Annotated in this window: 23 protein-coding genes and 1 tRNA gene; 9 read left to right on the forward strand and 15 right to left on the reverse strand. The window is 59.5% G+C overall.

Annotated elements, in window-relative coordinates; translation table 11 throughout:
* Positions 1 to 246: 246 nt before the first annotated feature.
* Positions 247 to 1,290: a type IV pilus twitching motility protein PilT gene (locus H0V78_03405; GenBank protein ID MBA2350854.1), complete on the reverse strand. Its 1,044-nt coding sequence runs from the start codon at positions 1,288 to 1,290 to the stop codon at positions 247 to 249.
* 93 nt (positions 1,291 to 1,383) lie between these two features.
* On the opposite strand from H0V78_03405, the gene H0V78_03410 reads away from it, so the two are divergent.
* From H0V78_03410 to H0V78_03430, 5 genes are all read left to right on the forward strand, one after another.
* Positions 1,384 to 2,202, forward strand: coding sequence for a YggS family pyridoxal phosphate-dependent enzyme (locus H0V78_03410; GenBank protein MBA2350855.1), 819 nt, complete (start codon positions 1,384 to 1,386; stop codon positions 2,200 to 2,202).
* 219 nt (positions 2,203 to 2,421) lie between these two features.
* Positions 2,422 to 2,949, forward strand: a complete 528-nt coding sequence (locus H0V78_03415; GenBank protein MBA2350856.1) for an SRPBCC family protein — start codon at positions 2,422 to 2,424, stop codon at positions 2,947 to 2,949.
* A gap of 168 nt (positions 2,950 to 3,117) precedes the next feature.
* Positions 3,118 to 3,978: a pyrroline-5-carboxylate reductase gene (locus H0V78_03420; protein ID MBA2350857.1), complete on the forward strand. Its 861-nt coding sequence runs from the start codon at positions 3,118 to 3,120 to the stop codon at positions 3,976 to 3,978.
* A complete protein-coding gene (locus H0V78_03425; GenBank protein ID MBA2350858.1) occupies positions 3,971 to 4,546 on the forward strand; it encodes a YggT family protein in 576 nt (191 codons plus the stop codon). Before H0V78_03420 ends, H0V78_03425 begins: the two co-directional genes overlap by 8 nt.
* 21 nt (positions 4,547 to 4,567) lie before the next feature.
* Positions 4,568 to 6,457, forward strand: coding sequence for a dynamin family protein (locus H0V78_03430; GenBank protein MBA2350859.1), 1,890 nt, complete (start codon positions 4,568 to 4,570; stop codon positions 6,455 to 6,457).
* Positions 6,458 to 6,642: 185 nt separating this feature from the next.
* Here the strand turns inward: H0V78_03430 and rng are convergent, their stop codons facing one another.
* From rng to H0V78_03475, 9 genes are all read right to left on the reverse strand, one after another.
* Entirely contained in the window at positions 6,643 to 8,097 is a 1,455-nt protein-coding gene (rng, locus tag H0V78_03435; GenBank protein ID MBA2350860.1) for a ribonuclease G, read from the reverse strand.
* Positions 8,094 to 8,714 carry a septum formation inhibitor Maf gene (maf, locus tag H0V78_03440; GenBank protein ID MBA2350861.1) on the reverse strand — a complete coding sequence of 207 codons (621 nt, stop codon included), beginning with the start codon at positions 8,712 to 8,714 and terminating at the stop codon, positions 8,094 to 8,096. The genes rng and maf overlap by 4 nt, the downstream gene beginning before the upstream one ends.
* Positions 8,715 to 8,765: 51 nt before the next feature.
* On the reverse strand, positions 8,766 to 9,245 hold the full coding sequence (gene rlmH / locus H0V78_03445) for a 23S rRNA (pseudouridine(1915)-N(3))-methyltransferase RlmH (GenBank protein ID MBA2350862.1): 480 nt from the start codon (positions 9,243 to 9,245) through the stop codon (positions 8,766 to 8,768).
* 6 nt (positions 9,246 to 9,251) lie between these two features.
* Complete coding sequence (rsfS, locus tag H0V78_03450; GenBank protein MBA2350863.1) at positions 9,252 to 9,605, reverse strand: ribosome silencing factor; 354 nt, start codon at positions 9,603 to 9,605, stop codon at positions 9,252 to 9,254.
* Between the two features lie 7 nt (positions 9,606 to 9,612).
* Positions 9,613 to 10,350, reverse strand: coding sequence for a nicotinate-nucleotide adenylyltransferase (gene nadD / locus H0V78_03455; GenBank protein MBA2350864.1), 738 nt, complete (start codon positions 10,348 to 10,350; stop codon positions 9,613 to 9,615).
* 54 nt (positions 10,351 to 10,404) lie between these two features.
* Positions 10,405 to 11,733 carry a dihydrolipoyllysine-residue acetyltransferase gene (aceF, locus tag H0V78_03460; GenBank protein ID MBA2350865.1) on the reverse strand — a complete coding sequence of 443 codons (1,329 nt, stop codon included), beginning with the start codon at positions 11,731 to 11,733 and terminating at the stop codon, positions 10,405 to 10,407.
* A gap of 25 nt (positions 11,734 to 11,758) precedes the next feature.
* Positions 11,759 to 14,452: a pyruvate dehydrogenase (acetyl-transferring), homodimeric type gene (aceE, locus tag H0V78_03465; GenBank protein MBA2350866.1), complete on the reverse strand. Its 2,694-nt coding sequence runs from the start codon at positions 14,450 to 14,452 to the stop codon at positions 11,759 to 11,761.
* A gap of 270 nt (positions 14,453 to 14,722) precedes the next feature.
* On the reverse strand, positions 14,723 to 16,564 hold the full coding sequence (gene phaC / locus H0V78_03470; GenBank protein MBA2350867.1) for a class I poly(R)-hydroxyalkanoic acid synthase: 1,842 nt from the start codon (positions 16,562 to 16,564) through the stop codon (positions 14,723 to 14,725).
* Positions 16,565 to 16,597: 33 nt separating this feature from the next.
* Positions 16,598 to 17,659: an MBL fold metallo-hydrolase gene (locus H0V78_03475; protein ID MBA2350868.1), complete on the reverse strand. Its 1,062-nt coding sequence runs from the start codon at positions 17,657 to 17,659 to the stop codon at positions 16,598 to 16,600.
* A gap of 69 nt (positions 17,660 to 17,728) precedes the next feature.
* Here H0V78_03475 and H0V78_03480 point away from each other — a divergent pair, with 69 nt between their 5' ends.
* The gene (locus H0V78_03480; protein ID MBA2350869.1) at positions 17,729 to 18,145 is read left to right on the forward strand and encodes a MerR family DNA-binding transcriptional regulator; all 417 of its coding nucleotides are present in this window, start codon (positions 17,729 to 17,731) and stop codon (positions 18,143 to 18,145) included.
* A gap of 31 nt (positions 18,146 to 18,176) precedes the next feature.
* On the opposite strand, the gene icd is transcribed toward H0V78_03480, so the two are convergent.
* The 3 genes from icd to H0V78_03495 all read right to left on the reverse strand — a co-directional run bounded on the left by icd (position 18,177) and on the right by H0V78_03495 (position 20,640).
* Positions 18,177 to 19,946 carry an NADP-dependent isocitrate dehydrogenase gene (gene icd, locus H0V78_03485; GenBank protein ID MBA2350870.1) on the reverse strand — a complete coding sequence of 590 codons (1,770 nt, stop codon included), beginning with the start codon at positions 19,944 to 19,946 and terminating at the stop codon, positions 18,177 to 18,179.
* Positions 19,947 to 20,073: 127 nt separating this feature from the next.
* Positions 20,074 to 20,310, reverse strand: coding sequence for a hypothetical protein (locus tag H0V78_03490; protein MBA2350871.1), 237 nt, complete (start codon positions 20,308 to 20,310; stop codon positions 20,074 to 20,076).
* A 253-nt stretch (positions 20,311 to 20,563) separates the two neighbouring features.
* Positions 20,564 to 20,640 (reverse strand) — tRNA-Arg (locus H0V78_03495).
* 162 nt (positions 20,641 to 20,802) lie between these two features.
* On the opposite strand from H0V78_03495, the gene H0V78_03500 reads away from it, so the two are divergent.
* From H0V78_03500 to H0V78_03510, 3 genes are all read left to right on the forward strand, one after another.
* A complete protein-coding gene (locus H0V78_03500; GenBank protein ID MBA2350872.1) occupies positions 20,803 to 21,369 on the forward strand; it encodes a cytochrome c5 family protein in 567 nt (188 codons plus the stop codon).
* Between the two features lie 45 nt (positions 21,370 to 21,414).
* Positions 21,415 to 22,227, forward strand: coding sequence for a symmetrical bis(5'-nucleosyl)-tetraphosphatase (locus H0V78_03505; GenBank protein MBA2350873.1), 813 nt, complete (start codon positions 21,415 to 21,417; stop codon positions 22,225 to 22,227).
* 395 nt (positions 22,228 to 22,622) lie between these two features.
* Positions 22,623 to 22,889 (forward strand): hypothetical protein, encoded by a 267-nt coding sequence (locus H0V78_03510; protein MBA2350874.1) that lies wholly within the window; start codon positions 22,623 to 22,625, stop codon positions 22,887 to 22,889.
* 156 nt (positions 22,890 to 23,045) lie between these two features.
* Here H0V78_03510 and H0V78_03515 read toward each other — a convergent pair whose 3' ends face one another.
* The gene (locus H0V78_03515; protein MBA2350875.1) at positions 23,046 to 23,519 is read right to left on the reverse strand and encodes a glycine zipper 2TM domain-containing protein; all 474 of its coding nucleotides are present in this window, start codon (positions 23,517 to 23,519) and stop codon (positions 23,046 to 23,048) included.
* Positions 23,520 to 23,545: 26 nt separating this feature from the next.
* Positions 23,546 to 23,849, reverse strand: a 304-nt coding sequence (locus H0V78_03520) for a carbohydrate kinase family protein (GenBank protein ID MBA2350876.1), incomplete at its 5' end; no start/stop codon positions are given.

Genomic DNA, 23,849 nt, shown 5'->3' on the forward strand with positions numbered 1-23,849 from the left:
AGCATGCCGCGCAGCAATTCGTGCATGAATTTCAGTGCCTGATCTCGTTCCACGTTCGCTCCCTGATTGCCCTTTACTGTCATTCCCGTGAAAACGGGAATCCAGCGCCTTCGAAAACTGGATGCCCGTTTTCACGGGAATGACAACGTCTAATTATCTCGTTTTGAAGCCGCTGGATTCCCCGTTCCCTGCTTAGAGCCTGCTGGGACAAGTGTCACGGAAATGACAACGTTAAGATTTACCGCGTCAGGCCGGAAATGCTTCTTTATTCGCCGCCTTGCCGCGCGCTTCGGCCGATGTGATCACATTGCTGCGTACGAGGTCGGTCAAATTCTGATCCATGGTTTGCATGCCGAATTTCTGGCCGGTCTGGATCGACGAATACATTTGCGCGACCTTGTTTTCGCGGATCAGGTTTCGGATCGCCGGCGTGCCTATCATGATTTCGTGCGCGGCAACGCGGCCCGTGCCGTCTTTGGTTTTCAGCAGAGTTTGCGAAATCACTGCGCGCAGCGATTCCGACAGCATCGCACGCACCATTTCCTTTTCCGCAGCCGGGAACACGTCGATGATACGGTCGATGGTTTTCGCTGCCGAACTCGTATGCAGGGTGCCGAATACCAGGTGGCCGGTCTCGGCCGCTGTCATCGCCAGGCGTATGGTTTCGAGATCGCGCAGTTCGCCGACCAGGATAATGTCCGGGTCTTCACGCAGCGCCGAGCGCAGCGCGTTGGCGAAGCTCAGCGTGTGCGGGCCAACCTCGCGCTGGTTGATCAGGCACTTTTTGCTTTCGTGGACAAATTCGATCGGGTCTTCGACCGTCAGGATGTGACCGTGCTCGTTTTCGTTGATGTCGTTGACCATCGCCGCCAGCGTCGTCGATTTGCCGGAACCGGTTGGTCCGGTGACGAGCACGACGCCGCGCGGCTGCTGCGCGATTTCCTTGAAAATTTTCGGCGCCTTGATGTCTTCGAGGCTCAGCACGTTTGATGGAATCGTCCGCATCACCGCGCCCGCGCCGCGCTGCTGCACGAACGCGTTAACGCGAAAGCGCGCCAGATTCGGAATGGCGAACGAGAAATCGCACTCCAGGTTTTCTTCGTAGAATTTGCGCTGGCCGTCGTTCATGATGTCGTACACCATCTCGTGCACGTCCTTGTGCTCCATGGCCGGCAGGTTGATGCGCCGTATGTCGCCGTGCACGCGGATCATGGGCGGCTGACCCGCCGAAAGATGTAAATCGGAGGCTTTGTTTTTCACTACAAAGGCGAGCAACTCGGCTATGTCCATCGCGTTTCCTTTTCATGACGCCTAAGCAGTATCGGCTGAAAGAATAAATATTGTCAATTGGTTACAACAACTATTTGATGTTATTTGTGGATTATGATCGCAATTGCGTCTTGCTTGCAAGCTGTTAACCAGCGGATACGCGAGGCCGCTGCGGCGTGCGGGCGCGAGTTAGACGAGATACGGTTGCTCGCGATAAGCAAGACTTGGTCCGCAGCCGCGGTCGGCGAGGCGTACGCTGCCGGTCAACTCGCCTTCGGCGAGAGCTATGTGCAGGAGGCGATGGAGAAAATCGGTCTACTGGCCGAATTGGGGAAGCCCCCGCCCGGCGCTTTGGAGTCACGTATGGGCGCCGCCATTGGGAATGGATCGATCGAAGACGGCACGCCTGGCCTTGCCGCCGAAATCTCGTTGCCGACCGATGTGAGGCCCGTGTTCCGCCCTTTGGAGTGGCACTTCGTCGGACCTATCCAGAGCAACAAGACGCGGCAGATAGCGGAGCATTTTGCCTGGGTTCATAGCGTCGACCGGCTGAGTATCGCCGAGCGCTTGTCGCGGGCGCGGCCCAGCCATCTGCCCGACTTGCAGATCTGCCTGCAGATAAACGTCAGCGGTGAGGCGAGCAAAAGCGGCGCGGCGCCCGACTCGACGCTTGAACTGGCCCGCGCCGCGAGCCGGCTGCCGAAACTGCGCTTGCGCGGGCTGATGACGATTCCGCGGCCGACGCCGGATTTTGGCGAGCAGCGCGCGCAATTCGCAAGACTGTACGAATTGCGGCAAGTAGTGCTGCGGGACGGCATCCCGCTCGACACCTTGTCCATGGGCATGTCCGACGATCTGGAAGCCGCGATCGCGGAAGGCGCAACCATCGTCCGCGTGGGTACCGCCATCTTCGGCCCGCGCGACCGGCGTTGAGCAGCAAGCGCGTTCTTCGGGCCCGCCTGACTCCAGCGGAGTGTCGCTTAACGCTTCGACAAGCCTATCCTGAGCAAATCCGAAGGGCTCAGCACGAACGGGCTAACTGAGATCAGAGCTTTCTTGCCGCATGGCAAGCCGCAATTTATACTGCCGTGCAGTCTGCTGTTCCCGTCCTTCGCTTCGCCCATCCCATACCAACCAAGAGAGAAACCACTAATGAAAAAATTATTTGCCGCTTTGCTGCTCGTCGCCCCGCTTGCCGCGCCTATCGTGGCCGAGGCCGCCAAACCAGCAAAACTGCATGTCGGTGAAAGCGTCGAGATCGCCGCCAAACCCGAGGTGGTATGGGACAAGATCAAGGACTTCAACGGACTCGGAACCTGGCATCCCGCGGTGGCAAAAAGCGAAATCGTGGAGGGAACCAATAACAAGAAAGGCGCGGTTCGCGTGCTGACTTTGCAGGATGGCGGCACGATCAAGGAAAAGCTGCTTTCCCACCGCGGCAAATCGTTCAAGTATACGATCCTCGAAGGCGTGTTGCCCGTCAGCGATTACACGTCGAAGGTCGCGGTCAAGCCGGGCAAGAATGGCGGTTCAACGGTCGAATGGAGCGGGGACTTCAAGCGTAAATCCGCCGATGCCAATCCCCCGCAAGGTCAGGACGATGCGACGGCAACCAAGACCATGACCACGGTTTATCGCGCCGGGCTCGACAATCTGAAGAAAGTGGTCGAAAGCAAATAATCGCTGAAACAGAAGAGCCGCTGACGATGGCGCATGAGACATCTCCTGACAGCGCGTCTCGCAAAGCGTCGGTCAGGCAAGGCAGCGGCTCGATCGCCACAAAAACGGGTTGCCAGGCTGGTTTTACGAACCACGCAAGCAGCAAGTCCGTGTGTTCGTAAACCCTGAATGAATATCACCTTTGTCGGCGGCGGCAACATGGCCGGCGCCCTGATCGGCGGCCTCCTGAAACACGGCTATCGCCCCGATCAGATCAAGGTTGCGGAACTCGATCGCGGCGCGTGCGACGCGCTGTTCGCGCGTTTCGCCGTGTCCACCCATACCGAAATCGCGCCGGCGATCGAGGGCAGCGATTGCATCGTTCTCGCGGTCAAGCCGCAACAGTTGGGCAAGGCGGCTGCTGATCTGGCTCCGCTTCTCAAGAATCAGCTCGTCATCAGCATCGCGGCCGGCGTTCGCTGCCGCGATCTCGCACGCTGGCTGCAAGGCCACCAGCGTCTGGTGCGCGTCATGCCCAATACGCCGGCGCTCATTGCCGCCGGCGTTTCGGCTTTGTATGCGATGCCGGAGGTTGACGCTGATCAGCGATCGCTCGCAGCGCAAATTTTTGATGCGGTCGGCATGACAATCTGGCTCGAAAGCGAAGAACAGCTCGACGCGATAACGGCGCTGTCGGGCAGCGGTCCGGCTTACGTTTTCTATTTTGTAGAGGCGTTGCAGCAGGCCGCGCTCGAACTCGGTTTCGCACCGCAGACAGCACGCAAGCTGAGTCTTGCGACCTTCGATGGCGCGATTCGGCTGGCCGCCCAATCCAGCGACGCCGTCGATGTTCTGCGTGCCCGCGTGACCTCGAAAGGCGGCACGACTGAGCGCGCGCTATCGGTCATGCAGGAGGCCGAAGTCAAGCAGCACATCGTGCGGGCGATACACGAGGCGGCTCAGCGCTCCGCCGAACTCGGCGATGAGCTGGGCCAGGAACCGCGCGATGCAGCAGTCGACGGGCGCGGCAAAGCATCCGGTCATGCTTAATCAGGCTTTGCATTTTCTGATCGACAGCATCGTTACGCTGTTTCTGATCGCGCTGTTGCTGCGCGTCTATTTGCAGATCGTGCGCGCCTCCGCCCAGAATCCGATCTCGCATTTTGTCATCGCATTGACCGATTTCGCGGTGCGGCCGCTGCGCCGCGTGGTCCCTGGTTTTCGCGGCTATGATGTCGCGACATTGGTGCTGGCGTGGCTGATCGCCTTCCTGCTGCTGCTCATCCTGAGCGCGCTCGGCGCGCGCGACCTGCCGCCGATGAACGCGCAGGTACTGGGCGTTTTTGCATTGCTGGCGCTCGTGCATCTGTTGCGGCTCGCGATCTACATCGTTATCGGCGTCGTAGTCCTGCAGGCGATTCTGAGCTGGGTCAATCCGTACAGTCCGCTGGCGCCGCTGTTGAACAGTTTGTCGCGACCATTCCTGCGGCCGGTGCAGAGAGTTGTGCCGCCAGTGGCTAACGTCGATCTGTCGCCGCTTATCGTCCTGCTGATTTGCCAGTTGCTGCTGATCGTGCCGGTGCCGTTTCTGGAACGTGCCATTATCGGTCTGTCGTAGAATCGTCCGATCGAATGAACAATGAGTGATCGACTTTACCGCGACGTTGCCCAACATCAAAACTGGCGCGACGCATTGCTCGCAGCGATCGCGGATTACGAAAAATGGCTGAAGGAGAATGGCGAGGCTGCGCCGCGACTCGCCGATCTCGCGCGGACCATACGCGATGACCGCCTGGTGCTCGCCTTCCTCGCCGAGTTTTCGCGCGGCAAAACCGAACTCATCAACGCGCTGTTCTTCGGCGATCTGAATCAGCGCTTGCTGCCTTCCGAAGCCGGACGCACGACGATGTGCCCGACCGAGATTTTCTACGACGCCGACGCCGCCGCCTACCTTCGCCTGTTGCCCATCGAAACGCGCGGCCGCGACGACAGCATCGATAGCCTTAAACGCGAGCCGCAACTTTGGGTCGAGTGCAAGCTCGATCTCGACTCGATCAAGTCGGTCGAGCGCACATTGCGCAGCCTGACCGAAAGGAAAACCGTTTCCGCCGAAACTGCGCGCGCGCTCGGATTGCTAGACAGCGACAGTACCGGCGACAGCGCCGACATTCCCATGTGGCGGCACGCGCTCGTCAATTACCCGCATCCATTGCTGCAAAACGGCCTTGTCGTGCTCGATACGCCCGGCCTGAATGCGCTCGGCGCCGAGCCCGAGCTCACCTTGAGCATGATCCCGAATGCGCACGCCGTGCTGTTCGTACTCGGCACGGATACCGGCGTCACGCATTCCGATCTCGAAGTGTGGCGGCGCGTCGTGCAGGGCAACGACACGCGGCGCATCGCCGTGCTCAACAAAATCGATCTGCTGTGGGATGAGCTGAAATCGGCGGATTCGATCGAGCAAACGATCAGCCGGCAACTGGAGCAAACCGCGGCACTGCTCGGCATCCCGCGCGGCGATGTGTTCGCCGTGTCGGCGCAGAAAGCATTGCTTGCGCAAGTCCGCGACGACGCGACGCTGTACCAGAAAAGCGGAATCGAGAAACTCGAACGTTTTCTGGCCAATGAAATCATTCCGGCGCGCCGCCAGATATTGTTCGATTCGGCGAGCCGCGAGATTTGCGCAATGCTGCGGGTGTCGCGTGAATCGGTGAAAGCCGGCATCGCCGCCAACCGCGAAGAATCAGGTGAACTTGCGGGCCTTTCCGGCAAAAATCGCGGCATCGTCACCGCGCTATTGAACAAGCTGGAAGCCGATCGCGCGAATCACCTGCAAACGGTGGAAACCTTCAAAAGCACGCGGCAAGTCGTGATGAAGCAGGGCAATGCGCTGCTGGCCAGCCTGGAAGCAGAGCATCTCAACGAACTGATCGAAAAAAATCGCGCGCTGATGGAGGCGAGCTGGACGACGACCGGGATCACGCGGGCGATGGCGGCGCTGTTCGACAACTTCTCGAAACAGTTGGACAAGATCCTGAATTACGCGCAACAGATCGGCGGCTTGATCGAGGCCATCTACGCGCGCTTTCAAGACAGATACGGTTTTGCCAGGCTTGCGCCACCGGCCCTGAACCTCGAAAAATACCGCTACGCCATGCGCGAGCTCGAGCGCAAAGCCGAAGCGTTTACCCGCGATCCCTTGAACGTCGTCATCGAGAAACGATTCTTGATCCGGAAGTTCTATCACGGTCTCGTGCATCAGGCGCGCGCCATTTATGCGCAGGCGCACGCCGAGTGCGCGATCTGGCAGAAGCGGGTGCTGCAGCCGATTTTCGCGCAGTTGAAGGAGCACGAACGGGTGTTGGGGCGCCGCGTCGCCAATGTGGCGGCGATACGCGACAATCTCGATACGCTCGATGCGCGCATCAGGTTGCTGGAGCAGCAACACAGCGCGTTGAGCGAAAAAAATCGCACTCTCGAACGTATCGCACCTGCGTTCGAGCAGCCGGAGCGCGTTACCGCAGAATGACTAGGGCCTGCTCACACATAATCATGCCCCGCGCTTTGGTCTCGCGGGATGCGATGCGAGGCGGACGGCGCGCCGCAGGGCCATTCCCTCCAAGCGGCGGCCAACGACGCAGCGCGCCCGCCAGACCAAACCCCTAAGGGTTGCCGCCAAACCGGGCGCTCGTTTTAGGTGTGCAAAGGCCCTACCTACATCAGCACGACATCATACTGCTCCTGCCCGTACTGCGTTTCCACCTGCAGCGATACCGGCCGGCCGATAAAATCGCCAAGCTGGGCCAGGCTTTGCGATTCTTCATCGAGGAACAAATCGATAACCGGCTGCGATGCAAGTATCCGGTATTCGCGCGCATCGAACTGACGCGCTTCGCGCACCAGTTCGCGCAAAATCTCGTAGCAGACGGTACGCGCCGTTTTGATTTCACCGCGGCCTTGGCAAGTCGGACAGGTTTCGCAAAGAATGTGGGCGAGGCTTTCACGCGTGCGTTTTCGCGTCATCTCGACCAGGCCCAGCGCGGTAAAGCCGTTGATCGTCATTCGCGTGTAATCGCGCGCCAGACCTTTCTTTAACTCGGCGAGCACCGCCGCCTGATGCTCGGCGCTCTCCATGTCGATGAAATCGATGATGATGATGCCGCCCAGATTGCGCAGGCGCAGTTGACGGGCGATTACGTGCGCTGCTTCGAGGTTGGTCTTGTAGATGGTGTCGTCGAAATTGCGGCCGCCGACAAAGCCGCCGGTGTTCACGTCGACCGTGGTCAAGGCCTCGGTCTGATCGATAATCAGATATCCGCCCGATTTCAAATTCACCCGGCGCGCCAGCGCGCGCTCGATCTCCTCTTCGACGCCATGCAGCGTGTACAGCGGACGTTCGCCCGTGTAGTGCTCGAGACGATCGACGACATCGCCCATGTAAGCGCTGGCAAACAGACGGACTTTCTCGAATGTCTCGCGCGAATCGATCACGATGCGCGCTGTCTCGTCGCGCACGAAATCGCGCAACACGCGCTCGCTGAGGTTCAGATCCTGGTACAGCAGACTGGGCGCCCCGATGCGCTGTGATTGATCGCCGATGCCAGTCCACAGCTTCCGCAGATACTCGATGTCGGCGGCGAGTTCGCGCTCGCTGGCGGTCTCAGCCATGGTGCGGATGATGAAGCCGCCGGATTCGCCGGGCGGTATCAGTTGCTGGAGTTTTTCGCGCAGCAATTCGCGCTCGGTCTCGTTTTCGATGCGTTGCGAGATACCGATATACGATTGCTGCGGCAAATAAACCAGCAACCGTCCGGCGATGCTGATTTGTGTCGATAGCCGGGCGCCCTTGCTGCCGATCGGATCCTTGATGACCTGGATCAGAATGCTCTGGCCTTCGTAAAGCAGCTTCTCGATCGGCTTTTCGATTTCGCCGTTATGGCGCTGCCCCCAGATATCGGCGACGTGCAGAAAGGCTGCGCGGTCCAGCCCGATATCTATGAACGCCGATTGCATACCGGGCAAAACGCGCGAAACGCGGCCGTCGTATATGTTCCCGACCAGACCGCGACTGCTGGAGCGTTCGATGTGGAGTTCCTGCACGACGCCTTCCTCCATGACGGCGACGCGCGTTTCCTGCGGCGTTACATTGACTAGTATTTCATCGCTCACAACAACTCATATCCGAACTTTTGCAGGAGTTGCGTGGTTTCGTACAACGGCAGTCCCATGACGCCCGAATAGCTGCCGCGGATCTCGCTGATGAAAAGAGACGCCCTGCCCTGGATCGCATAGGCGCCGGCTTTGTCCAGGCATTCGCCGGTCGCGACGTAGCGGCGGATTTCGACCTCGCTCAATTTGCGGAACTCGACAGTCGTGGTCGATAACGAGGATTCGATCGCGTCCTTGCGCCGGATCGCAACCGCGGTGTGTACGTGGTGTACATGCCCCGACAGCCGCGTCAGTATTTCGATCGCGTCTTCGCGGTTGGCCGGCTTGCCGATGACGACCTTGCCGACCGCGACCGTCGTATCCGCCGCCAGCACCGGGCTGTGCGGCAGGCCGCGCTGGGTCACGCGCAACCAGCCGACTTCCGCCTTCGTCCTGGCCAGCCGCGTGACGTAATCCTCGGGGGATTCTCCGTCATTCAAACGCTCATCGGTATCGGCACCGCGCGCTGCGTCTTCGCGGCACAGCAGTACCTCGAAATTCACGCCGATCTGCTTCAAAAGCTCGCGGCGGCGTGGGCTGCGCGAAGCCAGATAAATGCGTTTTTCGGTTGCGTACACGAGCTCTCCCTGAGAACGTCGATGTTCCTTGCCCGGCCCTACAATCTTCGCTCAGGCTCGATGGTAAGGATGGTTCCCCAGCATCGAAACAGCGCGATACAACTGCTCGGCCAGCACTACGCGCGCCAGCCCGTGCGGCAACGTCATCGTCGATAATGCCATCAGCATTGCAGCCGAACGCTTCAGGCCGGCGTCGAGGCCATCCGCGCCGCCGATCAGGAACGCGGCATCGCGGCCACTTCCCATCCAGCGACTGACGTTTTGCGCAAGCTGCGCGGTCGTCAATTGCTCGCCACGCTCGTCGAGCGCGACAGTGTAGCAGTCCGTGCCCAACACCGCCTCAATTCGTCCACGCTCGGCTGCCAGCAACCGGGCTGCCGTTTTGTTGCCCGCGTTCCGTCCGCGCTTTTCCGGCTTTATTTCGCTCAATTCCAAAGCCGCGCTCCGTGGCATGCGTTTGGCATATTCGGCAAATCCTGCGTCGACCCACGCCGGCATGCGGTTGCCGACCGCGATGATGCGCAGTTTCACGCCGGCTCAAGTTCGGCTTGCCTGCCGAACGCTAACCTCAGGCCCTGCCCATAATTGTTCGAGATTATAATATTCGCGGATCGCCGGCTGCATAACGTGGACGATTACATCGCCGAGATCCACCAGTATCCATTCGCCGTTTTCCTCTCCCTCAACGCCATAAACTTCGGCGCCATCGGCTTTGAGTTTTTCCCGCACGTTGTTGGCAAGCGCTTTGGTTTGTCGCGTCGATTCAGCGCTGGCGATAATCATGCGATCGAACAACGAAGTCAGTTTGCTGACGTCAAGCACCGTGATGTCGCGCGCCTTGATATCTTCAAGCGCTGCTATCGTTGCCGCCACCATTCTGTCGAGCTTCATCGATCTCCTAGGGTTCGCCCTGGTACAGCGTATTGGCTTGAATATAATCGAGAACGATGTCGGGGAGCAAATAGCGCGCACTGCGCCGCGCGGCGATATGCGCGCGGACCCCGGTCGCGGAAATATCGAGCGCCGTGATGGCCACCTTGACGATGATGCCGTGCGCGCGATCGTGAATGGAACGCGCGTCCGCAATGTAGCGCGCCTCGAATTCGGCGACGAGCGGCGCCGGCAACAAGCTTTGATCGAGCGTGTAACCCGGGCGCTGGGCGACAACGATATGGGTAAGCTCGAACAACCGCTGCCAGCAATGCCAGGTTGGAAGAGCCAGAAAGGCATCGACGCCGAGCATCAGGCAAATCGGCGTTTGCGCACCGAATTCCGCCCGCAATCCGGTTAGCGTATCGACAGTGAAACAGGGCTGCTCGCGAAATATTTCGCTTTGATCGGCAACCAGTCTGGCGTTGCCAGTGACGGCGGCGCAGACCATGTCGAAGCGCTGCTGCGCCGAGGCTCGCGGCGCACGCCGATGTGGCGGAATACCTGACGGAATGACGCGGACCTGCGCCAAACCGCAGCCATCGGCGATTTCCTCGGCAAGCCGGAGATGGCCGAAATGGATGGGGTCGAAAGTACCGCCGAGCACGCCAATGGCATCGACCGGCGGCGATTCAGCCAATGCCGCGGCCGGCGCTGCTTCGGAGACGGCTTTCGAAGCTGGCGGCGCTGCGACCTCAATCGCCATCGACAAAATATCGTTGCGATCGGCATGAGCGAATCCGCGTCGAACGTCGTGAAATCAAAGCAGCAAACGGCGTATGTCGGAAAGCACTGAACTGACGAAAGTCGTAAAGCGCGCAGCGCTCGCGCCATCGATGACGCGGTGATCGTAGGACAGAGAAAGCGGTAGCATCAGGCGCGGCTGAAATTTGCCGTCGACGAAAACCGGCTTCAGCGCGGCCTTGGACACACCGAGAATCGCGACTTCGGGCGCGTTGATGATCGGTGTGAAAGCGGTGCCGCCGATACCGCCGAGGCTCGAGATCGAAAAAGAGCCGCCTTGCATCGCCGTCGCCGCCAGCTTTTTGTCGCGTGCGGCTTTGCTGACCTCGGCCAGTTCGCGCGCCAGATCGAAAACGCCCTTCTTGTCGACATCGCGAATCACCGGCACCAGCAAGCCATCCGGCGTATCGACAGCGACACCGATATGGAAATAGTGCTTCAACACCAGTTTATCGCCCGCCGGATTCAGCGAAGCGTTGAAATCCGGATACTGTTTCAGAGCGACTGCCGACGCCTTCAGAAAGAACGTGAGCAAGGTCAGGCGCACACCCTGCTTTTCGGATTCCTGCGCGGCCGTTTTGCGAAATTCATCGAGCTCGGTGATGTCGGCTTCGTCATGCTGTGTCACATGCGGTATCGAAATCCAGTTGCGGTGCAAATTCGCGCCCGCCAGTTTTCTGATACGCGACAATTCACGCGTTTCGATCGGGCCGAATTTTGCGAAATCGATCGCCGGCATGGCCGCCACGCTGAGCCCTGGCGCCGCGCCGGCGGATGCGGCGAGCGAAGACTTCACATAAGACTGAACGTCTTCCTTGAGAATGCGCTCTTTCGGCCCCTTGCCGCTAACCTTGCCGAGATCGACGCCGAGCTCGCGGGCGAAGCGGCGCACCGAGGGGCTCGCGTGCGCGTGGGCAAAGCCGGCCTCATCGACCGGCGTATCCCGCACAGGCGCTTGTGATTGCATTGGTCGCTGCGGTGTTGCGGGCTCGACTTTGCGATACGAAGAATCGGCTGGCGCGTCTTTTTTAGCAAGCTCGCCGATTGCGGTCTTGGCCGCTGCGGAATCCTGCGAGCTGGTTTTTTCTTCCGCTGCCGGCGCCGACGCTGCCTCGATGGTCGCGACCAGCGCGCCTTCGGAAACCTTGTCGCCGACCTTTACCTTGACCTCCCTGATGCGGCCTGCGGAGGGCGACGGCACATCCATCGTCGCCTTGTCGGACTCCAGCGTGATCAGCGAAGCTTCCAGCGTGATCTCGTCGCCGGGTTTAATCAGCACCTCGATAACCGGAATATCCTTGAAATCGCCGATATCCGGCACGCGAACTTCGCTAAGCGTCGCCATCGCTGGCTTTAGTGCGTGTTGCCCATCAGACCGTCAGCGGATTCGGCTTGTCCGCGTCGAGCCCGTATTTTAGTATCGCCTCGGATACGCGCGTGACCGGAATCGCGTCCTCGTCGGCGAGCGCCTTCAACGCAGCGACGGCGATGTAATGACGATCGACCTCGAAGAATTTGCGCAACTGCTCGCGCGTATCGGATCGCCCGAAGCCGTCGGTGCCGAGCACGGTGTAGGATTTCGGCACGAACAAGCGTATCTGATCGGCATACGACTTCATGTAATCGGTCGCCGCGATGACCGGGCCCATGCGTTTGCCGAGGCAGCTTTCGACGTAGCTGATGCGCGGTTCGCTTTCCGGATGCAGCCGGTTCCAGCGCTCGCACGCCAGGCCTTCGCGCCGCAATTCGTTGAAGCTGGTCGCGCTCCAGACATCGGCGTGCACGTCGAAATCGCTTTTCAGCAACTCGGCTGCCGCCACGACCTCGCGCAGAATCGCGCCGCTGCCGAGCAACTGCACACGCGTTCTCACGTTGCTTGCTGTTTCCGAAAACAGGTACAACCCTTTCAGGATTCCCGCTTCCGCGCCCGCAGGCAGCGCGGGCTGCGGGTAGTTTTCATTCATCACCGTGATGTAGTAGAAAACGTTTTCCTGCGCGTCGAACATGCGGCGCAGACCGTCCTGAATAATGACCGCGAGTTCGTATGCGAACGTCGGATCGTACGAAACGCAATTCGGGATCGTCGCGGCCTGCAAATGGCTGTGGCCATCCTGATGCTGCAAGCCTTCGCCATTCAGGGTTGTGCGGCCTGAAGTTCCGCCGAGCAGGAAGCCGCGCGAGCGCATATCGCCGGCCGCCCAGGCCAGATCGCCGATGCGCTGGAAGCCGAACATCGAATAAAAAATGTAGAACGGAATCATCGCGACGTTGTGCGTGCTGTACGACGTTGCCGCCGCCATCCACGATGAGAATGCGCCGGCTTCGTTGATGCCTTCCTGGAGAATCTGCCCGTTTATTTCTTCGCGGTAATACATGAGCTGGAGTTTATCCATCGGCTCGTACATCTGGCCTTCCGGCGAATAGATCGCGAGCTGGCGAAACATGCCTTCCATGCCGAAGGTGCGCGCTTCGTCGGGCACGATAGGCACGACGTATTTACCGATGGCTTTGTCGCGCACGAGAAGACTGAGGATGCGCACGAACGCCATCGTCGTTGAATTTTCGCGTTCCCCGGAATTTTTCAGCAGCGCTTCGAATGCCGATAACGGTGGCACCGGCAGTTTCGGCGCATTGGCGCGCCGGCTCGGCAAATAGCCGCCGAGAGCGGCCCGGCGTTCCTTCAGATATTTGATCTCGGGGCTGTCCTCGGGCGGCTTGTAGAACGGCGCCTGCGCGATCACATCATCGCCGACCGGAATGTTGAAGCGGTCGCGGAATGCCTTCAGCGCGGCTTCGCCCATCTTCTTGGCCTGATGCGTGATGTTCTGCCCTTCGCCGGCCTCGCCCATGCCATAACCCTTGACGGTCTTGGCGAGAATGACGGTCGGCTGACCGACATGGTGGGTCGCGGCGTAATACGCGGCGTAAATTTTGTGGGGATCGTGGCCGCCGCGATTCAAGCGCCAGATGTCCTCGTCGGTCATGTTGGCGACCATCGCCGAGAGCTCTGGATACTTGCCGAAAAAGTGCTCGCGCACGTAGGCGCCGTCGTTCGCGGCCTTGTAATTCTGGTAATCGCCGTCGACCGCTTCTTCCATGCGCTTCAGCAGAATTCCCTTCTTGTCCTTGGCCAGCAGCGGATCCCAATACGAGCCCCAGATCAGCTTGATGACATTCCAGCCGGCGCCGCGGAAATCTCCCTCGAGCTCCTGAATGATTTTGCCGTTGCCGCGCACCGGACCATCGAGCCGCTGCAAATTGCAGTTGACGACGAACACCAGGTTATCGAGCTTCTCGCGCGCGGCAACGCCGATCGCACCCTTGGATTCCGGCTCGTCCATTTCACCATCGCCCATGAACGCCCATACCTTGCGCCCCTCGGTTTGCAGAATGCCCCGGTGCTGCAGATACTTCATGAAGCGCGCTTGGTAAATCGCCATCAAGGGGCCTAACCCCATCGACACCGTCGGGAACTGCCAGAAATCCGGCATCAGCCACGGATGCGGATAGGAGGTCACGCCCTTGCCATCGACATCGCGGCGGAAATTCTTGAGCTGCTCTTCGCTGATGCGGCCTTCGAGAAATGCGCGCGCATAAACACCGGTCGCCGAATGGCCTTGAAAGAAAACCAGATCGCCGCCGTGTTCGTCGGATGGCGCATGCCAGAAATGATTGAAGCCAACGCCGAACAGCGTCCCCATCGACGCAAAGCTCGCGATATGCCCGCCGAGATCGTCGCCCTCCTTATTCGCGCGGATGACCATTGCCAGCGCATTCCAGCGCACGATCGCGCGTATGCGCTGCTCAAGCGCGTAATCGCCGGGCGCGCGTTGCTCCTGCGACGGCGGAATCGTGTTGATGTAGGCAGTGTTGGCGCTGTACGGGATGTAAGCGCCTGAACGCCGCGCCTTGTCGACCAGTGTTTCGAGGAGGAAATGCGCGCGCTCCGGACCTTCGCGTTCGAGCACGGAATCGAGTGCCGCCAGCCACTCTAAAGTTTCCTGCGGATCGGAATCGGCGTTGGCGCCGGGATTGGCGTTGGGGTCGGGAGCGACGGCTGCCATGTGCGAGGCTTGGAAGGTGAATCGTCGGGCGTGGGAGGCAAATCGTCGGCTGAGACGATTACAATCCGATTATAGCCCCGCCGCCCGGCATTACCAAAGCGCAATCGCCTCGCCAAGCGCCGATCGATTCGTATCTGTTCGTCGCAAAAAAACGACCCGAGGCAGCTCGGGTCGGGTTCGGTGCTTTCCCAAAAAGGGGTAACTATGTAACGGGGACTAAATCGATCAAGCGCAGATCGATATCGTAGCCTTCCGGGATGAGAGAGGGAGCTACAACCCCTTGTTGTTCTCCGCCTTGGCATCGAACCGCAACTTCACATACGAGCCCGGCGCGTCTTCGATCGCTTTCAGTTTGCCTTTGCCCGGGATGCGCGCCGCGACTTTCTCGCCGGCGAATTTCGAAATCCATTTCTGCCAGTCGGTCCACCACGAGCCCGGATGCTGTTCGGCCCCTGCGGTCCACTGCTCGGGATCGCTGGGCAATTCGGAATTGGTCATGTAGAAATATTTTTCCGAGACCGGCGGATTGACGACGCCGGCGATGTGGCCCGAGCCGCCGAGCACAAACTTCACGGGGCCGGAAAACAGTCCGGCGCCGGCGTAAGTCGCTTTCCATGGCGCGATGTGGTCTTCCATGGCCGACAGAAAATAAATCGGCGTCTTGACCTTGCTCATGTCGATGCCGACACCGTTCAGGCTGACGCCGTTCGGCTCTTTCAGGACGTTTTCGAGATACATCTTGCGCAAGTAAAAACTGTGCATCGTAGCCGGCATGCGCGTCGAATCGGAATTCCAGAACAGCAAGTCGAAGGGGAACGCGTCCTTGCCGAGAAGATAATTGTTGACGACGAACGACCAGATCAGATCGTTCGCGCGCAGTAAATTGAAGGTCGTCGCCATCTCTGAACCATGAAGGTAGCCTCGCTCGGCCATGCGCTTTTCGAGCGACTCGACGCTTTGCTCGTCGAGAAACACGCCGAGTTCGCCGGGTTCCTCAAAATCGATCAGGGTCGTCAACAGGGTGGCGCTGGCAATGCGCTTGTCGTTGGTTTTGTCGTCATCCGCCTGCATATAGGCCATGGCCGATGCGAGCAGCGTGCCGCCGAGACAATAGCCCACGGCGTTGATCTCGCGCTCGCCGGTTGCCTTTTCGATCGCATCGAGCGCTGCGAGCGGGCCTTCGAGCATGTAGTTCTCGAAATTCTTGTCGCGCAGTCGGGCATCCGGATTGACCCAGGAAATCACGAACACGGTGTGGCCCTGATCGACCGCCCACTTGATGAAGGAATTCTTGTCGCGCAGATCGAGGATGTAAAACTTGTTGATCCACGGCGGCATGATCAAAAGCGGTTTCTTGTAAACCTGTTTGGTGCTCGGTTCGTACTGCAGAAGCTGCATCAAGTCGTTCTGGTAGACGACCTTGCCTTTGCTTGTCGCTACATTTTTGCCGAGCTCGAAAGCTTCGGTATCTGTCATGCTGATGCGCAACTGGCCGTCGCCACGCTCCAGATCTTCGAGCAGGTTACTGAGGCCGCGCACCAGATTCTGCCCGCCGGATTCCACCGTTGCGCGCACGACTTCGGGATTGGTCATCGCAAAATTGGACGGGGACAACGCGTCGATATACTGGCGCGTGAAGAAATTGACCTTCTTCGCGGTCTGCTCGTCGAGGCCTTTGACATCAGCGACCAGCAAATTCATGTGATGCGCGGCAATCAGATACGATTGCTTGATGTAATCGAAAACGAAATTTTCCTGCCAATCGTCGTGCTTGAAGCGCTTGTCGCCCTTGGCTGGCGCGATCACGGGATTGCCCGGTTGCCCGAACATCGACATCATCGAACCCTGCCACAGGGACATGTAGTCCTGCCACATGCGCATCTGCGCCTCGGCGAGCTTGAACGGATCGCTCATGACCTTGGCAGTCAGATCGAAAAACGCCTGGGCGATGCCCATTTTATCGGCCATGCCGAGCTGGCTGCGGCCTCCAGAGGGCTGGCGCTGCATGAACTCGGCGACCAGCTTGCTGCTGCGCTGCGCGATATCAGCGAACGATTTCGACATCTCGGCCGGATCGGGCTGCATTTTGTGTTGGTCCTGTTGTGCGGTCATGTGTTTTTTCCCTTGAGGTTTGGAGCCGGCAAATCACGCCTGCGTGAATCGACAGACGCCGTCGGCGCCTTCATCGCAACGAAGCTTTTTCCGTGCCAGCAGGTAATTCAGATGCGCAATGATTTCGCCCATCGCAAAAAACCATTGATGATCGTCGAGCGCTCTCTTGAACAGGGCCGCAACCGCTTCGGCGGCGGTTCGCGGAACCGCGCAAAACGTTTCCAGTTCATCGAGGCGGCTACGGTGATGCTGTTGCAACTGGCGCAGCCGCGCGTGCAGGCCCTGGAAAACTTTACCATGGCTGGGCAGGACCAGCGTGTTTCGCGGTAGTTCCGCGAAGCGTTCCAGCGATTCGAGAAAAAGCCGCAGCGGATCGCCGTCGTGTTCGGCCGGCCACACGCTGATGTTCGGGCTAATGCGCGGCAACACCATATCTCCGGCGATGAGGACATTTTTCGCCGCGCAATACAGGCTGGCGTGCTCGGGCGCGTGCCCATGGCCGACAATAACACGCCAGACGCAGCCGCCTATATCTATCTGATCGCCATCTTTCAGCCTGCGAAAAGACGGCGGCAGGGCGCCCACGTCTCGTCGATAGGTTTCATTACGGTTGGGCAGGTTGCCGAGACGCCCATCATCCAGCCCGTGGCGGCGAAACATCGTGTTGACCGCGTCATTCGAATAATGGCTCGCGTTCTGCAGCAAGGCTTGCCCGGTCAGGTACTCCGCCGCGGTCATCCAGAACCTCGCCTGAAAGCGTTCGGTTAACCATGACGCCAAGCCGACATGATCGGGATGGAAGTGCGTGGCAATGACGGACTCGATCGGCAAGCCTTCGAGGGTGGTGTCGAAAACGCGTTGCCATAGCGCCCGTGTTTCTTCCGAACCGCGGCCGGTATCGACGACAATCCATCCTGCGCCGTCGCGCAGCAGCCAGACGTTGACGTGGTCGAGCGCCCAAGGCAATGGCATTCGCAACCAGAAAACGCCAGCCGCAACCTCGATGATGTCACCAGGCGGTGGTGGCTCCGAATGCGGATAATGCAGCGCGGTAAACGGCTTCTGGGCAGCGGCAGGCAGCACAGCGTTATTCATATCTATTTGACGTTTACGTCAAGGTTAACCAGAATAGCGCCAGTCTACAGGTTTATGTTGCAGAGCACAATGAAAACCCGTTACACCATTTCGGAGCTTGCGCGCGAATTTGATATCACGCTGCGGACCATTCGTTTTTACGAAGACCAAGGCTTGCTCACGCCGGCGCGTGAGGGCCGCAATCGTGTTTATAGCCGTCGCGACCGGGTTCGTCTGAAACTCACTTTACGCGGCAAGCGTCTGGGGTTTGCCCTGAGCGAGGTCCGCGAGCTGTTCGAGCTATACGATTCCGCTAGAAACGAGAAGCCGCAACTGATGCAATTCCTCCTCATTCTCGAACAGCGCCGCGTACAGTTGGAACGACAACGAGGGGAAATTGACGCCATGCTTGTCGAGATTCGGGCGTCGGAGAATCAATGCCGATCGATTCTTGATGAGGCGAACCAATTGGCGCCTATGGCGATGGCGACCGGCATCCGGAAATAGTGCCGCTGCCTGTCCTCGCGACGACACGGTGCTAGAAGTACAAGCGCTTGAAGCCCAACTCTTCGACCAGCCTGAAAATATCGGTATCGCTGACGATGCCTACGGGTTGATCGTCCTGTGCGACGACGATGCGGCGGATGTTCCGCTTCAGCATCTGTTCGACGCACTCGTTCAATGAAGTATCGCCGGGCAACGTGAACATCGGCTTGGTCGCGACTTCGTCGGTCCTGACTTCATGCGGCGTACGATTGGCATGGACAATGCGGCTGATGACGTCTTTTTGCGTCATGATCGCCCATTGGCCGTCCGCGCCGGGCTCGACCAGCACGCTGCTGATTTTGTTTTCGCGCATAAGCTCTACCGCCTCTTCGACCGAGGTGTCGGGCGCCACGCGGACCGGATTCGGCGTCATCACTTCGCGTATCGTCAGCGGCGCGCGCCCGGTCGCTTTCATCGTCGAATACGGATGGGCGATGCGCTCTTGTTCGCGCCGGGTACGGTCCTGCTCGATCGCATCCCGTCGTTGCGCGCGGAATGCCTTCAGGTCGAGCGAACCCTGTATCTGGGCGATCAAAGCATCGGCGAAGCCGCTGGTCGAGACTTCGTGCGCGCCTTTCATTTGCCGGGCGAAATCGTAGGTAACGATTTTTTCCTTGATGACTTCCGGGTAGGCGGCGCTGATCAGATCGGCGGCGATGTTCCAGCCTATGTGTTCGAGCATCATCACACCGGAAAACAGCAGCGAGCCGGGGTTGACCTTGTCCTGATTCGCATACTTGGGCGCGGTGCCGTGCGTTGCCTCGAACACCGCGACCTCATCGGAGATATTGGCTCCCGGCGCGATGCCGACGCCGCCGACTTCGGCGGCAATCGCGTCCGACAGATAATCGCCGTTCAGATTCGGGCACGCGATGACGTCGAACTCGCTTGGGCGCAGCAGCATCAACTGAAACATGATGTCGGCGATCCGATCCTGGATTACGACCTTGCCTTCCGGCCGCTTGCCGCCGTGAATCCGATACAGCTCTTCTTCGGTGATCGTGTGCTCGACGAACTCCTCGCGCGCCAGATCGTAGCCCCAGTTGCGGAACGCGCCTTCGGTGTATTTCATGATGTTGCCTTTGTGTACCAAGGTCACGCTCTCGCGCTTGTTGTCTATCGCGTATTGAATCGCCTTGCGGACCAACCGCTTGCTGCCGAATTCGCTGATCGGCTTCACGCCGAGTCCGCTGCCTTCGAAGAATTTCGCGCCGAGCTCGTCTTTCAGAAAACGCGCAAGCTTTTCGTTTTCCGCCGAGCCGGATTTGTACTCGATGCCGGCATAAACGTCCTCGGTATTCTCGCGGAAAATGACGACGTCAACGCGCTCGGGATTCTTGAGCGGCGATGGCACGCCTCCGTAATAGCGGACCGGGCGTATGCACGCGTACAGATCGAGTTCCTGGCGCAGCGCGACGTTCAGCGAACGAAAGCCGCCGCCGACCGGTGTGGTCAGCGGGCCCTTGATCGAGATGACAATATCCTTCAGGGCCTCGCGCGTTTCCTCCGGAAACACTTTGCCGTCGTAACGCGCGGCCGCCATCTCGCCGAGATACAGCTCCATCCAGTGGATCTTGCGTTTCCCGCCGTAACTTTGCTCGACTGCTGCGTCCCACACGCGCAAGCAGGCGCGCATGATGTCGGGGCCGATGCCGTCGCCCTGGATAAAGCCGAGGACGGGATTATCCGGAACCTCGAGCTTGCCGTTTTCGACGCTGATTTTTTGGCCGGAAGTGGGGAAAAAGATGTGCTGATAAGCCATGTTGGTCTGCCGCAGGCAAAGTTTAATTATAGCCGCAACAGGAATGCGCAACTTCGCAGGAACTTCGAAAAACAAACGGCGGCTCGTTTTGCGAACCGCCGTTAATCATTCTGCCGCTACTACGCGCCTAACGCCAAAGCGTCGATTCAAAATGGCGGACAGAGAGCTCGCCGTGTTTCGTGATATGCAGGCGATGCAGAAACAGCATTTCGTCGAGCACCTCAGTTGGAAAACCCTGCCGTCCACCGCGGTCGTCGACGATCAATTTGTTAATGTAATCGATGAACTCCGGGCAACCCCACATCAGCGTGATGTTGCGCGCGACATGCGGAAATCTCTTTTCGACTTCCGAAAGAATTTTCATAGCGACCGCCTCCCTTGACGATATGCGCCACGCGAAAGGTGGCGCTCGAAGGAGTTAGCAATGGCTATGCCGGGCGATGCGACGATTCGACAAGTTAATTCGCGCCTGTCTACGGTCAGGAAAATCCAATCGGTTGTCCCTGGCCTTCCCGGGCGGCGATCGAATCGGACGTCCGAATCTCGGCTCGGGCGGCGAAGTCGCGACAGGCGGTGCGTATAGACTCCAAGGAGACTACAAGGTTGCTGCGACAAGTTGGCGCGCCCTACTGGATTCGAACCAGTGACCTTTGGCTTCGGAAACCAACACTCTATCCAACTGAGCTAAGGGCGCATTCCGCGGGAAAGCTTAGCGTTTTTCGTTTGCAGCGTCTACGCGCGTTCTGCAGGGCGGCCCCGTATCGCGGTATAATTCAGTTTTTTTTTCAAGAGGTTCCCGGTGAACGAATCCAACGATGAACACACATCGCCGATCAAGACGCCGAAGCAGCTACTGATGGTCGTGCTCGCCGCCTTTCTGGTGCCGATAATCGGGATTTCGCTGCTTGCGGCGCTGGTTACGAGCGAGTCGAAAATCGATCCGGATTCGTCGGCAATGTCTGATCAAGCTGTCGCTAAACGTCTGAAACCGATCGGCGAAGTTGTGGTGACCGAGGGGGTCGGGGAAAAGAACGCTGGCGCGCCCGCCAAATCTCCAACGGCCGCGGCGAGCGCTAAATCACCTGCCCCAGCACCCGCCAAGGCGCCGGAATCGGCGGCGGCCATTCCGGCGCAGCCTGTCACTGCGCACACAGAAAATACCGCCAGCGCCAAGCCTGCTGCGGCCGCGGGTAAATCGGTCTATGACGTGTATTGCGTTGCCTGCCACGCAAGCGGCGTGGCAGACGCACCGAAATTTGGTGATAAGGCAGCGTGGGCGCCCAGGATCCAAACCGGTATCGAGTCCCTGTATGCAAGCGCACTGAAAGGCAAAGGCGCCATGCCGCCAAAAGGCGGCAATGTCTCGCTGCCTGATGCCGACGTCAAAGCCGCCGTCGATTATCTCGTCAACCAGGCAAAGTAGAGCACCACCAATGCGCATGCTGAAGCCTGGACCTGACGTTCCGACGTGGCGACTTACGCGATAGGGGATATCCAGGGCTGTTACAGCGCGCTGCGAAAGCTGCTCGCGGCAATCTCTTTCGATCCGGAACATGATCGTCTCTGGCTGGTCGGCGACCTCGTCAATCGCGGGCCGCAGTCGCTTGCCACGCTACGCTTTGTCAGGGGCTTGGGCAAAGCGGCAGTCACGGTTCTCGGCAATCACGATCTCCATCTATTGATGGTTGCCAACAATCTCGCAAAGCCGAAACGCAGCGATACGCTCGTCGAGATTCTCGTGGCGGCGGACCGCGACGAACTTCTGTGCTGGCTGCGCCAGCAACCGCTGCTCCACGTGGACGGCGCTTACGCGATGGTGCACGCCGGTTTGTTGCCTTCGTGGAGTCTGGAAAAAGCAATGTCGTTAGCGCGCGAGGCGGAGGCGGCTTTGCGCGCAGACGATTACCGCGACTTCCTGGCTGAGCTGTACGGCAATCAGCCCGATGGGTGGAGCGACGAACTGCCCCCCGTAGCGCGGCTGCGCGTCGTCGTCAATGCATTCACGCGCCTGCGCTTGTGTACGCAAGACGGAAGGATGGAATTTTCACACAAGGCCGAACCGGAAAAGGCGCCGCCTGGTTATATGCCGTGGTTCGACGTGCCGGATCGGGCGAGCCAGACCGCCACGATCATTTTCGGCCATTGGTCGGCTCTTGGACTTCGCATGCGGCCGAATCTGCTGGCGCTGGATAGTGGATGCCAGTGGGGCGGCTCGCTTTCGGCGGTTCGACTTGATGATCGCCAAGTGTTTCAGGTTGGCTGCCAGGCTGGAGCCCATTAGCCGAAAGTCGCAAGGCGGCGATAATCTGATCACGCGCCTTCCGGGCAAGCTCACTTCGACTCAGTCCTGCTGTTTCAATCGTTTCGGTAAAGGTCAATTCCGCGACGGTACGCGGTTGATTGGCAATCGCGCACACCGATTCGAAGAACCCGGTTTCGCCGGCATAATTAACCTCCGTGCAAGGGCTGCCATCGGGCCGCAGGTAGCGAATCCCGACCGGCCACAGTTGTGCGCCGGAAATGAGCGAGGCCTGCAGCAGCGATGCATGAAACGTCGCAACCCTCCCACCTTCGGTCGTCATTCCCTCCGGAAATACAGCGACGACTTCACCCGATTTCAGCAGGTCGATCATCTCGTCGTTGATGCGTTTCACGTCCGCCCGCGTGCTCCGCGCTATGAATAAAGTGCCGGCTTTTTCGCATAACCATCCGAGCACGGGCAACCACGGAACCGGCCACGACCGCACCTCTGATTTTGAAACGAAACGCGACGGGCACGCTGCCAGAATCGCGAAAATGTCGAGCCAGGAAACGTGGTTGGCGACGAGCATGACGGGCTCGATAAGGGCTTCCGGCGCGGTGCGAGCGCGCGGCGGGCTGCCGGCTCCGTCGACCTTCAGCTCAACCCCAAGGATCGCCAGCAGTTTTCCGGACCAGCTTTGAATCAGCGCGCGTTCACGTCGTTTTGCCGCCCACGGAAAAACAAAACCCGCTGTCGCTACACCTTGCAGCAGATGCAGCGTCAGGCGGGCCAGGCGAAACAGGGAAAGCGGTCGGATGTGGCGAAACCTGTTTGGCCGGGAAATAACCCGCTGTACTTCAGTGGGCGACGCGCGTCACGCCGCCGCCGGAAAGCAGCCGCACGCGGTCGCCGGGTTTGAATACTTCGGCGGCATCGGCCGCCTGCGTCACCGCGGTGACGTTGCCGCTGTCGAGCGTCACAGTGACTTCGACGCCTTCCCGTTTGGTCACTCCCTCTTCCGCCGCCGCGCCGCCAAGTCCACCCAGCACGGCGCCTATGAGTGTTGCGATCGTGCGCCCGCTGCCGCCGCCAACCGTGTTGCCGGCGACGCCGCCGACCACGGCACCCGCACCCCCGCCAATCGGTGTTTTCGTGCCTTCGATCTGTACTGGGCGAACGCTCTCGACCACACCAAAGCGCACATTTTGTTCGCCGCGCACCTGTTCGCGCGAGTAGTCCCGGCCCGACTGGCCCGCTGCACAGCCGGTCAGCGCCGCGGCACCGATCAACGCTGCGGTGGTCAATGCCTTCAGATTCGTCGTGCCTGTCATTGAATTTCTCCTAAGTCATTCCCGCTTTAGCCATTGAGTCGAAGTTCGGCGCCAAACTCCATGCGATAGCGTGCGCTGATTTCATCACGGTCTGCCCAGTGGTTTTGCGTGCCGTGCGTTTCGATCTTCAGCGCGCCCATCAGCGATGCAAGGCGCCCCGTTTCCGGCCAGTCCAGACCGGTTGCGATGCCGTGCAACAAACCCGCGCGATAGGCGTCTCCGCACCCGGTCGGATCGACGACCTGGCCGGGTTTGGCGCAGGGTATGTCGATCTGCTCGCCTGCGACGTAAATCGTCGATCCTTGCGCACCTCTTGTGACAATCAGGGCC

This window comes from Burkholderiales bacterium (assembly GCA_013695435.1).
Classification (GTDB): Bacteria; Pseudomonadota; Gammaproteobacteria; order Burkholderiales; family JACMKV01; genus JACMKV01.

Coding starts and splice junctions, on each gene's coding strand:
- H0V78_03405 (MBA2350854.1), bottom strand. CDS start 1,290: ATGGACATAGCCGAGTTGCTCGCCTTTGTAGTGAAAAACAAAGCCTCC.
- H0V78_03410 (MBA2350855.1), top strand. CDS start 1,384: ATGATCGCAATTGCGTCTTGCTTGCAAGCTGTTAACCAGCGGATACGC.
- H0V78_03415 (MBA2350856.1), top strand. CDS start 2,422: ATGAAAAAATTATTTGCCGCTTTGCTGCTCGTCGCCCCGCTTGCCGCG.
- H0V78_03420 (MBA2350857.1), top strand. CDS start 3,118: ATGAATATCACCTTTGTCGGCGGCGGCAACATGGCCGGCGCCCTGATC.
- H0V78_03425 (MBA2350858.1), top strand. CDS start 3,971: ATGCTTAATCAGGCTTTGCATTTTCTGATCGACAGCATCGTTACGCTG.
- H0V78_03430 (MBA2350859.1), top strand. CDS start 4,568: ATGAGTGATCGACTTTACCGCGACGTTGCCCAACATCAAAACTGGCGC.
- rsfS (MBA2350863.1), bottom strand. CDS start 9,605: ATGAAGCTCGACAGAATGGTGGCGGCAACGATAGCAGCGCTTGAAGAT.
- nadD (MBA2350864.1), bottom strand. CDS start 10,350: ATGGCGATTGAGGTCGCAGCGCCGCCAGCTTCGAAAGCCGTCTCCGAA.
- aceF (MBA2350865.1), bottom strand. CDS start 11,733: ATGGCGACGCTTAGCGAAGTTCGCGTGCCGGATATCGGCGATTTCAAG.
- aceE (MBA2350866.1), bottom strand. CDS start 14,452: ATGGCAGCCGTCGCTCCCGACCCCAACGCCAATCCCGGCGCCAACGCC.
- phaC (MBA2350867.1), bottom strand. CDS start 16,564: ATGACCGCACAACAGGACCAACACAAAATGCAGCCCGATCCGGCCGAG.
- H0V78_03475 (MBA2350868.1), bottom strand. CDS start 17,659: ATGAATAACGCTGTGCTGCCTGCCGCTGCCCAGAAGCCGTTTACCGCG.
- H0V78_03480 (MBA2350869.1), top strand. CDS start 17,729: ATGAAAACCCGTTACACCATTTCGGAGCTTGCGCGCGAATTTGATATC.
- icd (MBA2350870.1), bottom strand. CDS start 19,946: ATGGCTTATCAGCACATCTTTTTCCCCACTTCCGGCCAAAAAATCAGC.
- H0V78_03490 (MBA2350871.1), bottom strand. CDS start 20,310: ATGAAAATTCTTTCGGAAGTCGAAAAGAGATTTCCGCATGTCGCGCGC.
- H0V78_03500 (MBA2350872.1), top strand. CDS start 20,803: ATGGTCGTGCTCGCCGCCTTTCTGGTGCCGATAATCGGGATTTCGCTG.
- H0V78_03510 (MBA2350874.1), top strand. CDS start 22,623: ATGAATAAAGTGCCGGCTTTTTCGCATAACCATCCGAGCACGGGCAAC.
- H0V78_03515 (MBA2350875.1), bottom strand. CDS start 23,519: ATGACAGGCACGACGAATCTGAAGGCATTGACCACCGCAGCGTTGATC.